Source organism: Novosphingobium sp. HNCC26BN242 (assembly GCF_057180525.1).
In genome coordinates this window covers 35,273-51,194 of record NZ_JBXUGM010000006.1, presented here as the reverse complement: position 1 = coordinate 51,194, position 15,922 = coordinate 35,273, and the positions used below count along the sequence as shown (strand labels likewise).

The 15,922-nt window shown below is 61.0% G+C and carries 4 protein-coding genes; all 4 read left to right on the top strand.

Features of this window, described 5'->3' with window-relative positions:
• The first annotated feature begins 89 nt into the window (after positions 1-89).
• Positions 90-2,828 (top strand): preprotein translocase subunit SecA, encoded by a 2,739-nt coding sequence (gene secA, locus AC2A1F_RS18185; RefSeq protein ID WP_484210200.1) that lies wholly within the window; start codon positions 90-92, stop codon positions 2,826-2,828.
• Between the two features lie 314 nt (positions 2,829-3,142).
• On the top strand, positions 3,143-4,825 hold the full coding sequence (locus AC2A1F_RS18180; protein WP_484210199.1) for a ShlB/FhaC/HecB family hemolysin secretion/activation protein: 1,683 nt from the start codon (positions 3,143-3,145) through the stop codon (positions 4,823-4,825).
• Positions 4,825-12,681: a hypothetical protein gene (locus AC2A1F_RS18175; protein ID WP_484210198.1), complete on the top strand. Its 7,857-nt coding sequence runs from the start codon at positions 4,825-4,827 to the stop codon at positions 12,679-12,681. Before AC2A1F_RS18180 ends, AC2A1F_RS18175 begins: the two co-directional genes overlap by 1 nt.
• Positions 12,682-12,743: 62 nt before the next feature.
• Positions 12,744-15,761, top strand: a complete 3,018-nt coding sequence (locus tag AC2A1F_RS18170; protein ID WP_484210197.1) for a CHAT domain-containing protein — start codon at positions 12,744-12,746, stop codon at positions 15,759-15,761.
• The last annotated feature ends 161 nt before the right edge of the window (positions 15,762-15,922 follow it).

Below are 15,922 nucleotides of genomic sequence, written 5' to 3'. Positions count from 1 at the left end.
AGTCTTTGCTGGCACGGCTCGCGCCTGCCGGGGCGCAAGTTACGCGCCCATTCCCCCCGCACACCCTATTCGACAGGACAGACCCGCCCATGTTCGGCTCCATCGCCAAGGCCCTTTTCGGCTCATCCAACGACCGTTACGTCAAATCGCTCGACAAGATCGTGCGCCAGATCGCCGCTTTCGAGCCGCAGTTGCAAGCCATGTCGGACGAGGAGCTGGCCGCACAAACGCCCAAGTTCCGCCAGATGCTGGATGATGGCGCGACGCTCGACGATCTGCTTCCCGAAGCTTTTGCCACGGTGCGTGAAGCATCGGTACGCACGTTGGGTCTGCGCCATTTTGATGTGCAGATGATCGGCGGCATCGTGCTGCATCGCGGCGAAATTGCCGAAATGCGCACAGGCGAGGGCAAGACGCTGGTCGCCACGTTGGCGGTCTATTTGAACGCGCTGGAGCGCAAGGGCGTTCACGTGGTGACCGTCAACGATTACCTCGCACGGCGCGATGCCGAGACGATGGGTGTGCTCTACAAGTTCCTTGGCCTGACGGTGGGTGTGATCGTGCCCAATCTGGGTGAGGAGCAGCGTCGCGAGGCCTATAACTCCGACATCACTTATGCGACCAACAACGAGTTGGGCTTCGACTACCTGCGCGACAACATGAAGCACACGCGCGAGAACATGGTGCATCGCCCTTTCAATTTCGCGATCGTGGACGAAGTCGACTCAATCCTGATTGACGAGGCGCGCACGCCGTTGATCATCTCCGGCCCGACCGATGACAAGAGCGACCTGTATGTCTCGGTCGACGCCATCGTGAAGACAATCGACCCTTCGCTCTATGAAGCGGACGAGAAGACCAAGAATATTACGCTGACCGAAGATGGCGTCGAATGGGTGGAACGCGCGCTGGAAACGGCAGGGCTGCTCGAAGGGTCCAACCTTTACGATGTCGAAAACACGATGGTCGTCCACCATCTGGATCAGGCGCTGAAGGCCAATGTCATGTTCAAGCGTGACATCGACTACATCGTCAAGGACGACAAAGTCGTCATCATCGACGAGTTCACCGGCCGCATGATGGACGGGCGGCGCTGGTCAAACGGCTTGCATCAGGCGGTGGAAGCCAAGGAAGGCGTGCAGATCGAGCCTGAAAACCAGACGATGGCCTCGATCACGTTCCAGAACTACTTCCGCATGTATCCAAAGATTTCGGGCATGACCGGCACGGCCGCCACCGAAGCGCCCGAGTTCTTCGACATCTACAAGATGAACGTCGTGTCGATTCCGACCAACGTGCCGGTGCTGCGCGTGGACGAGGAAGACGAGTTCTACAAGAACACGATGGACAAGTTTGGCGCCATCGCCAAGCTGATCCGCGAGAAGTACGAAAACGGGCAGCCGGTGCTGGTGGGTACGGTTTCCATTGAGAAATCGGAGTTGCTTTCAGACTTCCTGCAAAAGGAAGGGGTGAAGCACAACGTGCTGAACGCCCGTTTCCACGAGATGGAAGCGCATATCGTGGCGCAGGCGGGCCGTCTGGGCGCGGTAACCATTGCCACCAACATGGCCGGGCGCGGCACCGACATCCAGCTTGGCGGAAACGTGGAATTCCGCATGGAAGCCGAGTTGCGCGATCTGCCCGATGGGCCCGAGCGCGAGGCCGGAGTTGCCCGGATCAAGGCCGAAGTAGCTGAAGAAAAGGCCAAAGTTCTGGCCGCGGGCGGTCTGTGCGTGATCGGCACCGAACGGCACGAAAGCCGCCGTATCGACAACCAGCTGCGCGGTCGCTCGGGCCGTCAGGGTGACCCGGGCATGAGCAAGTTCTACTTGTGCCTTGAAGATGACCTGCTGCGTATCTTTGGGCCGGATACGCTGTTCTCGCGCATGATGAACAACAATCTGGCTGATGGCGAAGCTATTGGTTCGAAGTGGCTGTCGAAAGCTATTGAGACGGCGCAAAAGAAGGTTGAAGCGCGAAATTACGATATCCGCAAGCAGGTTGTCGAATATGATGACGTGATGAACGACCAGCGCAAGGTCATCTACGAACAGCGCGCCGATATCATGGATGCCGAAGCGGTGGGCGATGTGGTGACCGATATGCGCCACGATACCGTCAACGGCATTGTTGGCGATGTGTGCCCTCCCGGATCCTATCCTGAACAGTGGGACGTGGCAGGCCTTAAGGCCCGCGTTGCCGATGTTCTTGGCATGGAAGTGCCGCTGGACGACTGGATGCAGGAAGAGGCCATCGAGCCGGATACGATTGAAGAGCGTATCCAAACGCTGGCTGACGAGAAGATGGACGCAAAGGTTGCCGAGGTTGACACCAACGCTTGGCGCAGCCTTGAAAAGTCGATCCTGCTTGAACGGCTTGACCATCACTGGAAGGAACATCTCGCCACGCTTGATGCGCTGCGGCAGGTCGTGTTCCTGCGCGCTTATGCCCAGAAGACGCCGATCAACGAATACAAGCAGGAAGCGTTCGGGCTGTTCGAAAAGATGCTCGAAGCGATCCGCGAGGATGTGACGCGCATCCTGATGACTAGCGAGATCCGCTTGCGTCCGATGGACGATTTCGAATTGCCTGAACTGCCGGATTTCCTGACCAGCCACATTGATCCGTTTACGGGTGAGAATGATGCTGCGCCGATGGTTTCGGGTCTGTTCGGCGCGGTAACCCCGCAGGCCGCAGGCGCCCTTAGTGTTGGGGAGCCTACAATTGGCGGGCAGGATCCTTATGCCAACCTGGGGATCAGCCGCAATGCGGCTTGTCCATGTGGGTCGGGCAAGAAGTACAAGCACTGCCATGGTGTGGCTGCCTGACAGGAGCACCAGCATTCAACGGGTACCGACAACCCTTTTTTGAGCTTAAAATTCGGTTATCCAAAGATAAACTTTGATCTTGTCCGGTTTTTTGTTGCGATGTGTGACCAGTCCTGATTGCAGAGCCAAGGATCAATGCTAAGCAGATAGAAAGCTGATAAAAGCAAGCGAAGGGTCGCGCCAGAACTTTGCCTTGAAGGGGCGCTTGCGCGATGCAAATGGGGTACGAACGAAAGTTGATGGCGGGGCCTGTTCAGGTTTGCACGGCTGCGCTTGTGCGTGGGCTGACGACCTTGGTCTTGTCCGCTTTTCCTTTGGCTTCATTTGCACAGGCCGTTGGCGTTCCCGGTGGCAGCACGCCTACGCGCGACGATATTCGGGGGGTCACTGGCCAACCATCAAGTTCCGCGCCGCAGCTTTCGATCAAGGGTGGTATTGAGCGATCAGCTTGTCCGCTGGAAGACCCCAAGTATGCCGATATCAAGGTCACTATCGGCAACGTCACCTTCGGTGGGCTGAAGGAAATCGCTCCGGCCGAACTTGACGATACGTGGAAGGCGTTGGTCGGCACACCGCAGCCCATTGGCATACTGTGCGAAATCCGCGATGCTGCAGGAACGATGCTGCGCAACAAGGGCTATCTGGCCGCCGTCCAGGTTCCGACGCAAAAGATCGAAAACGGCGAAGTGCGCATGGAAGTGATCTATGCGCGGATCACATCGGTGCGCGCACGGGGCGAGACGCGCGGCGCCGAACGCAAGCTGCAGCAATATTTGGGCGCGTTGACCGGCGATGAGGTGTTCAACCAGCGCAGGGCCGAACGGTACCTGCTGCTGGCGCGCGATCTGCCGGGATATAACGTTCAGTTGACGCTGAAGCCTGCTGGAACCGGTGCGGGCGAGCTTGCTGCCGAAGTGGCCGTCTTGCGCGAGCAGTATGCCGTAGACTTCACGGTGCAAAATCTGGGGGCCAAAGCGACTGGTCGCTTTGGAGGGCAAGTGCGCGCGCAGGTGTTCGGGCTGACGGGGCTGGGCGATGCTACGACGTTGTCTTACTATGCTACGGGCGAATTCAGCGAACAACAGGTTTTGCAGGTATCGCACGAATTCCGGCCGGGTGCCGAAGGTCTGATCATCGGCGGCCAATTTACCTATGTCTGGACTAAGCCGGATATTGCCGGGCTGCCAGCCAACGTCTCGCTTGAAGCGCGGACCCTATATGCCAGCGTGTTCGCCAAGTACCCGCTACAGCGTTCGCTGGCTCGCAATGTCTGGCTTGGTGGCGGGGTGGATTTGGTTAATCAGGACGTTGATTTCATTGGCCCACTGACGCGTGACCGCATTCGGGTGGCGTGGGGCCGGGTTGATCTGGACGCCATCGATACGCGCCATGTGCAGCCGCGCTGGCGGCTTTCTACTGGGTTGGAGGTGCGGCAGGGGTTGTCGATCCTTGACGCAACGCAAGGCTGCGCCGGTGCGGGATGCGGTGCGATTGTGCCGACAAGCCGTTTCGATGGGGCGGCCAGTGCTACGGTGGTTCGCTGGCAGGGTGAATATGAGCAGGCGTTTGGCAAGGTTTCGCTGTTGCTGGCCCCGCGCGGGCAATATGCGTTCAAACCGCTGTTCAGCTTTGAAGAGTTTTCCGCCGGCAACTTCACGCTGGGGCGTGGCTATGATCCGGGCGATCTGATTGGCGACAATGCGATTGGCAGCGCCGTGGAATTGCGCGGTCCGCGCTGGCCGGTAGACAGTGCGCGCACATGGCGTGTTCAGCCCTTTGCCTATTTCGACGCAGCTTGGGTTTGGAACAAGGGCGTGCCCGGATCGCAACGGCTGACATCCGCAGGTGGGGGATTGCGTTCGGATATCGGCTCACGCTTCCGCCTTGAGGCAACGCTGGCCGTGCCGCTGGAGCGGCTGCGCGGGCAACTAAGCCGCTCAGACCCGCGTTTTTTGGTGACTTTGACCACGCGGCTGCTGCCGTGGAGGAGCTTGTGATGCGTGCGCCATCCTCTGCAACCATGAAGCATTTGCTCTCGGCATCGGGTTTTGCGCTGGCGACGGCACTTGTCGCCGTGGGGCCAAGGCTGGCGGCGCAGGGCTTCAACGCGACAGGAACTGTCGTGGCGGGGGCGGCCACGATCAATTCAACGCCGACGACCAGCGCGATCACAGTGTCAACGCCTAGTGCCGTGATCAACTGGGTGCCGACTGACTCTCCTGCGGCAGGCGCGCCATATAACTTTCAGGACAGTTTCCAGACCACGACCTATCAGAATGACTTCAACACAACCGATTTTGCGGTGCTCAACCGCATCCTCCCGGCAGATACCTCGCGCCCGGTCCTTTTCAACGGCACTGTGATATCGCAATTGCAGGTGGTTTCCGGGCAGCCGACCCGCGGCGGCACGGTGTTCTTCTATAGCCCCGGCGGTATCCTGATCGGCGGCGGAAGTGTGTTCGATGTCGGCAATCTGGTGCTGACCACATCCGATCTGAATTATGACGCTGCCGGAAACTTCGACAGCAACGGGGCTTATGTGTTCCGGCCCGCCACAGTGCCCGGCGCACAGATTGTGGTCAATAATGGCGCACAGGTGAATGCTCCTGTTGAGGGATCCTACATCGCGCTGGTCGCGCCTTCGGTGGTCAACAACGGCACGATTGACGTCAATGGTTCAGCAGCGCTGGTTGCGGCCGATGCAGCGACGATCACGTTTTCGCCCAACGGTTTGTTCGATATCGAAGTGACATCAGGGACAAGCGCGACAGGCAGCGCGCTTACCAACAATGGGTCGGTTGGCGGGCCGGCTTCTGCCGGGCAGAACTTCTTCAACCGCGTCTATATGGTCGCCGTGCCAAAGAATGACGCTATCACGATGGCGATCGGCGCGGGCAGTTCGTTGGGCTTTGATATTGCCGGGGCGGCCAATGCGGTAGGCAACACAATCGTGCTGTCGGCCGGGCATGATGTTTTTGGCGGGGAAACCGGCGCTGCGCCGTCATCCGGGGGCGGCAGTGGCCGTGCATCGATCACAGGTGGGGATAGCGTGTTCTCGTCAGCCGTTGATGCGCGAGCGACGGGCACGATCAATCTTGAAGCGACCCAGACCGACGGCATGACTTTCGCCGGGCAGGCGACTCTGCGGGCGACCGGCGGCAATTCCAGCATCATCGCGCGCGCAGGCAGCTTCGTTGATTTTGAAAGCTTCCTGTCGTTCTCGGCCTCTACCACCGGCACGGCCGCCAATCTGGATGCGCAAGGTGGCGGGATTGCGTTGCGCGCGCTTGATGGCGGCACGATCACCGTTGCAGGCTCCACCGATCTTTTCGCAACCGGCACCGGCCTCGCATCGCAAATTGCGGGCACGAACAGCGGCAACGGTACTGGCGGTGCGATCCTGATAGAGGCGCTGAACGGCGGCAGGATTGCGTTCGATCTTGATCTTCAGGTTATGGCAGACGGGCTTGGAGGTGTTCCTGAAACCGGTACGACAGGCGTTGGCGGGGGCACTGGCACCGGGGGCACAGTTACGTTCCGGTCAGCAGGGACAGGTCTTTCCGACATTCAGATTGCTGATGGCCTGATCGTGACGGCCACAGGCATCGGCGGCACCGGGAATGGCTGCTCTGTCTGCCAGTTTGATGCAGGGCTGGCCAGTGGCGGGACCATCTCGTTTGAAGCGATTGGGATAGGAAAGACGCTTGGCATAGGGGCGCTGGCTGATCTTTCGGCGCTGGCCAACGGCGGCGCTGCAACGGTCGGGCTTGGCGGCGCTGCCACGGGTGGATCCATCACCATGGCGGCAACCAACGGCGGCAGGATCACGCTGCGGGCCATAAACGGGCTGACCAATGCGCAAGGCGGATCTAGTCAGAACACTGCGGGCGGCAGTGCGACTGGCGGGGCGATAAGCCTTGTGGCCAGCGGTACTAGCAATGGCAGCATCGGCATAACCGGCGACCTTTTCCTTGAAAGCAACGCCACGGGCGGCTTCGGAGAATCGCAGGCAAGCACAGGCGGCGAGGCAACGGGCGGCACGATCACGGTCAGCGCGCGCGATGAGAAGATCATCAACGTGGCAGGCAATCTTTTTGCAAACAGCGATGGCACAGGCGGCCTTGGCTTTGGTGGTCCGGGTGCGGGCAATGGCGGTTCGGTTCTTGCAGAGGCCGCCACCGCTGGCTTCTTTCGCGTGACTGGCTTTGCCGGGCTTTCGGCGCAGGGCACTGGCGGAGAATCGTTTGGCGCACAGAGTGGCGGGATCGGCACAGGCGGGATTGCCACTTTGCGTTCTGCCGGGGGGCAGGTCAGGATCGACAGCGATCTGTCGGTTAACGCGCAGGGGCGCGGTGGGGCGCAGTTGATCAACGGGACCGGCGGGGCAGGGCAGGGAGGCACCGCACGGATCGTCATCGGGACGAGCGGCCGGATCGATCTTTTCCAATCCGCGCAAGTCATCGCAGTAGGCGTTGGCGGCGCGGCGGGCAGTGGTCCCGATACTATCGGAGGCAATGGCACAGGCGGCAATGCGCGGTTCGATCTTGGCGGCGGAACGCTCGATATCACAGGCGATCTAAGGCTGGATTCCGCCGGATCGGGCGGCGGTGGCGGGGCACAGGGCGGCAATGGCACCGGCGGGGCGACGGCCATCACTCAGAGTGGAAACACTCTGATCGTTGGCGGAGGCAGCCTGATTGGCGCGACCGGCACGGGCGCTCCTGCATTCTTCGGATCGACGGGCGGAACCGGCACGGGTGGTTCGATCACCATGCTGGCAACGGGAAGCACCGCCGATTTAGCGACCGTCGGCAACGCGACATTTGATGCGACCGGCTTTGGCGCCATTGGCACGACCGCTGGCTCGGCGACGGGCGGAAGCATTCAGATGACGGCGACCGGATCAACCATCACCGCCGGTGATGAGTTGCAGGTCTTTGCCGAAGGGCAAGGTGGCGACGGTGGCTTTAGCGGTGGGAACGGTGCGACCGGAACTGGCGGCCAGATTGGCCTGACGGCAACCGGCAGTTCCCTTGGCACCAGCAGAATTGAAGCACCCATCCTGAACATCAGCGCAAGTGGTCGTGGTGGCGATGGCACCAGCGCGGCCAGTGCCGGTTTAGACCAGGCAGGCAGTGGCGGTGCGGGATTGGGTGGAACAATCGCCCTAGTTTCAGCACCTGATGGCGGGACGATTGAGGCACCACAACTAACCGTCAGGGCTACAGGCTTTGGCGGTCTTGCTGCCAACGGCGCTTCCTCATCAGGCCCGGGCGAGCATGCTGGCTCCGGCGGATCGGCCACTGGTGGCCAGATCAACTTTACATCGGTGCGTGGCACCGGAACCACCGTGGGCGGGTTCGTCCTTGACTCGGGCCTTATTGATGCCGGGGCAACGGGTGCCAATGGCGGCACAGGCGGAGCAGGCATTCCTCCGGGTCGCGGGGGCAGCGGCGGGAATGCAACCGGAGGAACCATCACCATCCTGCTTGATGCCGGTGGCAGCAGGCTTTCTGCAACCGGCGTGCTGGAAGTGCTGGCCAATGCAACCGGCGGCAATACCGGCCCCTGCTTTACCGCATGCACGGTGGCGGCGGGCACGGGCACCGGTGGCACGATCACACTGGGATCGGACGGACTGACCACGGGCAATTCGATCACCACCCAATCCCTGCAGCTTTCCGCCTTCGGCACGGGCGGTAGCAGCAGCGTGACAAGTGGCGCTTTCGGCACCGGTGGTGATGTTTTGCTGAAGCTGGGCGCTGGCACGACGCTGACTGCGGGGAGCATATCGCTCAACGCCTTTGCCACAGGTGGCAATGCCACAACCGACGAAGTGGCAAACCTGACAGGCGGCGCGGGCCTTGGTGGGACAGCCCGCTTTACCGCTTCGGGCAACAGCAGTGCCGTGATTTCAGAACAGTTTGCGATCATTGCCAATGGCAACGGCGGCTTGAGCATCGGTCCTGGTGGCATTGGCGGGAACGGAACCGGCGGAACCGCACAGATTTCCAGCAACGGCGGAGCCATTGCGATCGAATCAGGCGTCATATTGCAGGCTAACGGCATTGGCGGGAACGGACAGCTTGATGGACTGTCTGGCGCTGGCGGCAGTGGGCTTGGCGGCAGCGCTTTGTTGACGGCCGGGACGCAGACCCAGCTTGGCAACGGTGGCAGAGTAACGGTTCTTGGCTTTGTCAACGCAAGCGCCGATGCCGGTGGAGGCGCAGGCTTTACCGCCGGGGTTGCGACCGGAGGGCTGACTGCGATAACTGCAAGACAGGGGGCGCTTGAGCTTAGCGATGTACTTGCCACCGCAAATGCCTTTGGCGGAGGCGGGGTTGTCGGTGGGGCAGGCGCCGCTGCGACAGGCGGTACGATCAGGGTCGTTGCATACAGTGCGGTTGAAGGCCCAGCGTTAGTGCAAAGCACAAGTCTGTTGGCACAAGCCAACGCGCGTGGTGGGGATGGGGCAGAAATCTTCGATCCCAATGCTGTGGGAGCGGTTGGTGGCATTGCTCAAGGCGGGAATGTCTCGATTCTCGGCAGCGCAGGCAATGGCAGTCTTGATATTGGCATGGTCGATGTTTCTGCCGATGCGATCGGGGGAACTGGCGGCACAGCGGTGTTCGAAGTTGGCGGCTCGGGTGGTCTTGCAACCGGCGGTGCAGTGGAGCTTGGGCTGGCCAGCGGGATCGCCACGGGTGCAGTCAACAGTGGATCGTCCCGGTTTGGCACAGTAGACGCAACGGCCTCGGCCGATGGAGGCACCGGTGGTACCGCAGAATTTGCCGGAGGCAACGGCGGCAATGCCACTGGCGGCAGCGTCACGCTCCTCGCGCAGGGTGCGCAAGTTGCGATAGCAGCGGCCTCTACCTTCGAAGCCAATGCCACCGGCGGCACCGGCGGTGCTTCGATTGCGGTTGGCAATGGCGGGAATGCAACGATTGGCAGCCTGTCCAATCCCGCAACTGCAGCGGGGATCAAGGTTCAGGTTACCGAGCGGCTCAACCAGCTGGCGCAGCGTGGCAGCTTGACCGCAACGAACTTGACGATGACGGCTTCGGCTGTCGGCGGAACCGGCACCGTGAACGGCGCGTCCACGATGGTGAACAGCGTCCTTGGCTTTGTCGTCAGCAATGGCGACGTTTCGGCCAACACTCTTTCGCTGGCCGCAACCGCAAACACTGTTTCCCCCACAGCTCTTGCGGATACGTTCTCCGTTACCAATGGTTCAGCGATATTCACATCAGGCCTGACGGTTTCCACGCCGAGTGGCTTTTCGCTCACGCTCGATAACGCAACAGTGACTGCCGATAACGTAAGCATGGCAGCGAGAAACTGGCTGCTTGCTGGCCCCGCACCTGCGCTTCTTGGCACGCTTACGGGAAGATCGGGCTTGCAACTCCTGTCAGGGCTAGACCTTGTCGCCCATGCCAATCTGGCGTCCGACACGCCGATCAACCTTGCCGCGGCGGGACGTATTGCGTTTGGTGCCGTGCGCTCGCCGGGATTCATCACGGCAGATGCCGGAACATCGCTGACATTGGGCGATGTCACGTCGCAGCAGGATGTCACGCTGACAGCGAACACCAATATCGCAGTAGGGACTGTATCGGCGCTTGGGCCTGTCTTGATTGACGCGGGCGGAAACGTCACGACCGGTGCAGTCTCCGCAGGCACCGGCCTGCCGTCAGCCACAGGCCTTGATCAGTTGGTGATCAGTGCCGGTGGCAGGATCAGCACGGCCAACCTTTCGTCGTCGTCCGATGTCTTGCTTTATGCGCAGGGCGACATCGGAACCGGGCGCATTTCAGCCTACGATTCGCTGATCCTGGGCAGTGGTAACACTGCATTGGGCGGGTTTGATCTTGCGAACCGGGTGTTGATTGCGAACCGGGCGATGGCGTTTCCCGCTTCCGGCGGCACGCCGACGAAGGAGCAGATCCTCAGCGCCAATCCGATCGCAACCACAGGTTCGGTCGGCATTGAAGGCCCTGCTACTTTGGCCGCCTTACGCATCGCTGCAGGGACAACGGCAACGACCAGCGATGTTCTGGCCAGCGGCAACATCGGCGTGACCAGCGCCAGCAATGGCACCTTTGGCGCGTTGCGCAGCACCGGCGGCAATATCGAACTGCTTTCGCAAACGGGCAGTCTGGCAGCGGCGGGGATCGATGCGCGGTTTGATGTGCTGGCACGCTCTGCAACCGGCCTGAACTTGCAGACGGTGTCCGGGCGGGACATTGCGCTGCTTTCGGCAGGCAATGTGCAGGTTGGCAGCGCAAGAGCCGGGGTTGTGATCAATCCGGCCAGTGGAGCCGTGACCGGGGCTACGGGGCGGTTGCTGATCGCCAACGCTTCAATGCTGTCAGCAGGGGTACTGCCCGGTTCAATTGATTATGCTGCGCTATTCGCTGCCACGCCTGCTTCCACAGCGGGGTCGGCCAACCTCGGGCGCACAATTGCCGGGCGTATTACTGGCGCAACTGCGGGTATTCTGCGCGGTGATGAGTGGACAGCGTTCGAGCGGATCGACGCCACATCGGGCACGCAAGTGACCGTGGCGCAACGCTGGACAGCGCCGCTTGTGCGGATCAGCGCTGGCAATATCGCCGTAATCAATAACAGCTCGGGTGGCGGTGCCGCAGGGCAGCCTTTGCTTTCGGGCATTCGCACAACGGCAGACGGAAGTGTGGATATCATATCGACGTCAGGCGGCACCGTGCTGATCGGCGATGGCCTGACCGCGCAAGATGCGTTTTCTCTCAGCAACGAGGAAATCGGCCTGATTTCCACCAATCGTCTGACGGTTGCTGCAGCGGATTCTGCTGCCAATCAGATCGACATGCAAATCGGGGACTTGAACCTGTCTGCAGGCGGAGCCATCGGGGCAAGCACCCTTGCCGGACCATCCGGCCGGATCATCTTTGCCACCGGCAACGCCGCAACGCAGGCCTTGAGCGGCACGATCCGCGTGACCGGCGCGATCAACGGCACAGGGTTCGGATCGGGCAACATCCTCGAATTTAGCACAGGCAGGTTTGAACTGGATGCCGCAACCGGATTGATCAGCCTTGTCTCAACCGGTACAACGCTGGGCGGCATCGCTGAATTCAACGCCGCCAACGTTCATGTGGCTTCAGCCGATATCCTGTCCAATCTGGCCGCCGATCCGCTTTACAGTGGACGCATCGCCGATCTGAACGCTCCGGCCACCGTCCAGCGTCCTGAAGGCGTGCTGCGCGCGCTCGGGCTCGACATCAATACCACCGGCACGCTCTATATCCAGAATACCGGCACGGTGCTGAACCCTGCCGGCTTCCTGTCCGATATCGCCTTTACCAGCGTGACTGTCCCGGCCAATGCCCTGCCTGGGACCGTTTCCGTTATCGTGAACGGAGCATTCCAAACGCCCACGGGCATCGTGAGCGGATTTGATGCGCAGGCGCTGGCGATAGCAGGCGTGACCGATCCTGCCAGCTTCTCGGACAACAGCCAGATCAACGGTTGCCTGCTTTCAGCGGCGCGCTGCGTGATCTTGCCCGGTGGTGATGGCGAACCTGACATATTCGGCGGCATCTCCGGCCAGATTGCCTTCAATGCCGGAAATCCGCTAGGCAGTACGCCGCAGTTTCCTCTGTTCGATGATGACGAAGAGGCGGCCGATGTGCAGCTTCCGCCGGACGACAATGGCCCTGCGAGCCCAATCGCTCCGCCAGCCAGCATTATCAATGACGCGCCGCTGAATGCAGCCACCCCGATTGAAGAGCCGGTGACAGGCGGCGGCAATCCCGCGCTCTACGGATCTGGCACCGGCAGTACCGGAAACCTGCAGGGAGATGTTCAGTGATCGCGCGCCGTCATAGCCATCGCGCTTCGTTGCGGTCCGGCGTCTGTCTGGGCCTCGCACTCATGGCCAGCCCATCCCCAGCACTGGCCGCAAATGAAGCGCAATTGCCGCTCTCGATCCGCAACTCCTTCCGTATCGGTACTTCGGGCGTAACCTGCACAGCGCAGAACGCACCAACTGACGCGCGCCTTGGCGGCATATTCGACCGTGGCTACCGCCTGAGCTGCCGCGATGCCGCCGGTGCCGTTGGCACGCTGATTGCTGTTCGTCGTGCCATCCCGTTGCAGGACGAGCCGACGGGACTTTCTGGCGTTACACTGTCTTGTGGGATTGCAGGATCGGTGCAGATCGCCGGGGTGGGTCGGGTTGGCGCCGTAAACTGCCGTGATCAGCGCGCCCGGGTGGATTACAAGCGCTATGCCGTCAGCCGCAATGGCATAAACTATCTGGTCGAAGGACTGGCGGGCTATGATCCGGCCCTGCGCCTTGCCCTTGCCAGCGTGATGGCCGACGCTCACGTGCCGGGCGAAATCAAGGTTGCCACTACCGAAGTCAGCGATCCGGCAGCCTTCGCACGGGTGCAGGCAGGGCAACTCGACAGGTTGGGCGCGCGCGATGAAGGATATCTTCGCAACAATAGCGGGCGCTTTGCCGAATCGTCCGAATTTTTCGAGGCATTGGTAAGCCGGGATCGGGCCACCGGTGGCGCAGGGTTTGCCGAAGCCTTGGCCAACCAAGGTCTGCAGCAATCGAACCTCGGCAATTTCGAGGCATCGAGCGGGCTTTTTGCGCGTGCATCCTCAGCCCTTGCTCGCGCTGATGGCGTCACGCAGCGCCTGTTGCGCAATTACCGAGCTATTGACCAGCTAAACCAGCGCAAGCCTGCCAAAGCGCTTGTCGAACTTGCCAGGCCCGTCAACGCCATTGGCGACAGCTCCGATTTCGACAGTCTCGCAGCAGGGCTGATCACGCGCCCCTTGTCCGAACAGATCAATCGCGAAAGCTCAGGTCTGAAGCGCTTGGGGGCGGTTGATGCGGGGCTGACAGATCTTGAACGAGCCGAAATCCTTGATGCGCAAGCCGTGGCCCTGCGCGCAACGGCAGCCCGCATGCAAGGCAAGCTCGCCGAAGCATTTGACGGGCTGCAAAGTGCAAGTGCCAGACTGACCAAAGTGCGTGATGGCAGAGTAATTTCCACCGCATGGTTGCGCTCTGAAATTGCACTGGAGCTTGCTACCGTGGCTGAGGCGCAAGGGCGCAAGGCTGAAGCAGGCACTGCCTATGATCGTGCGTTGCAGTTGCTTGAAAGCGACTTTCCACAGACGCCTGCGCTTCTTTCTGCGCAGGCACGCAAGGCCGCGTGGCTCAGCAGATCTGGCGATGAGGCAGGTTCAATTGCGCTGTTTGGCAAGGTCATCGCAGCAACGCGCACCGTTCCTGAAGCCGGGGTCAATTTGCGCACGCTGGTGCAGCCATACTTTGGCCTCTTGGCAAAGCAGGATGACGCCGATGCCGCCAAGGCGGTTTTTGCTGCATCGCAGGTTCTGCAGCGGCCCGGTGTGGCGCAGACGCAAGCGGTGCTGGCGCGGCAGATGTCCGAAGGCAATGATGCTGCCTCTGCGCTGTTCCGGCTATCCCTTGCGCGTAGCCGCGACATTGCCCGCACCGAGGCGACGGTGGCGCAATTGTCGCTGATTGCAGCGCCGACAGATGGGCAATTGGCCGCTCTGAAGACGGCGCAGGGCGATCTTGCCTATTTGCAGCAGGAACAGACCGAACTTGTCAGCAAACTGGCCGCTTTTCCCCGCTACAGCGTGCTTGCGCCCAAAAACGTCGAGCTGGCCGAATTGCAAGGCGCACTGAAGCCGGGCGAGGGCTATTTCAAGCTCATGGTTGTGGGTGATCACACATACGGGCTCTATGTCACGCGACAGTCGGCACGAGTCGTGCCGGTTTCGGCCACGCCCACCCAGTTGTCGGCTGAGGTTCAGGCTTTGCGCGATACGATTGTGAAGATCGAGAACGGTCGCCAGGTCAACTATCCGTTCGACGTAAATCGCGCCCACAACCTGTACAAAACAGTGTTCGGATCGGTCGAAGATCTGCTGTCCGCCACGCGCCATCTGATTTTCGAACCTGATGGCGCAATGCTGCAACTGCCGCCTACGGTGCTGGTCACCGATGCCAAAGGCATCGCGGCTTATAACGGGCGAATGGAAAGCCCGGATGGCGATCCGTTTGACTTCACCGGTATTGCCTGGCTGGGGCGTGGCCGTGAGGTTTCCATCGCGGTGAGCCCGCGCGGGTTTCTGGATATCCGCAAGCTGGGCGCTTCGGTCGCTCCGCGCAATTATCTGGGCCTCGGACACAATGCCAAACCGGCCCCGCGCCCGGTCGCAGCCGTTGCCGACGAGTGCGATTGGCCGCTGGCAACGTGGATGAACCCAATCTCGGCGGACGAATTGCTCTACGCGCAGAAAAAGCTCGATAGCGGTGGCAGCAAGGTGCAGATCGACACCGCCTTCAGCGACAGCGCATTGCTCGCCGATCAAGACCTCGACAAATACCGGGTGCTGCATTTCGCCACCCACGGCCTCGTTACTGCGCCGCGCGCCGGATGCCCGGCCCGGCCCGCGCTTGTCACCAGCTTCGGCGGTTCAGGTTCCGACGGCTTGCTGAGCTTTCGCGAAATCTTCGACCTGAAGCTTGATGCCGACCTCGTCATTCTCTCGGCTTGCGATACAGCGGGAATGGCGTCAGTCGTGGCCAGTAGAGAGGCCGGAGTCACCAGCAGTGGCAACTATGCTCTCGACGGCCTAGTTCGCGCCTTCGTCGGAGCAGGCGCTCGGTCTGTGATCGCCAGTCACTGGCCTGTGCCCGACGATTTCGATGCCACGAAGCGGCTGATCAGCGGCGTGATCGAGGCTGGCGCAGGACAACCGTTGGGTGAAGGGCTGGAGAGCGCCCAGGAAAAACTTATGGACGATCCCAACACGTCTCACCCGTTCTATTGGGCCGCGTTCGTGATCGTTGGCGATGGCGCCAAGCCATTGCTGGCGAAAGATGGGAAGGCGATGTGAGCCACCAACGCGTTCGTCCGTCACGCGCCAAGGATTTGACGCAGCGTCTCACACTTCAGAGTAAACGCTCTGGCGAGCGCCGCTAAATTTTTTGATGAGAAAGGTCTTCCAATCACCTGATCCAGCCACTTTAAAGGGCTTAGGTTGGAAAGAAATGGCTC

What these genes read in the sequence shown, in the direction of transcription:
- AC2A1F_RS18175 (WP_484210198.1), top strand. Translation starts at nt 4,825, where the DNA reads ATGCGTGCGCCATCCTCTGCAACCATGAAGCATTTGCTCTCGGCATCG.
- secA (WP_484210200.1), top strand. Translation starts at nt 90, where the DNA reads ATGTTCGGCTCCATCGCCAAGGCCCTTTTCGGCTCATCCAACGACCGT.
- AC2A1F_RS18170 (WP_484210197.1), top strand. Translation starts at nt 12,744, where the DNA reads ATGGCCAGCCCATCCCCAGCACTGGCCGCAAATGAAGCGCAATTGCCG.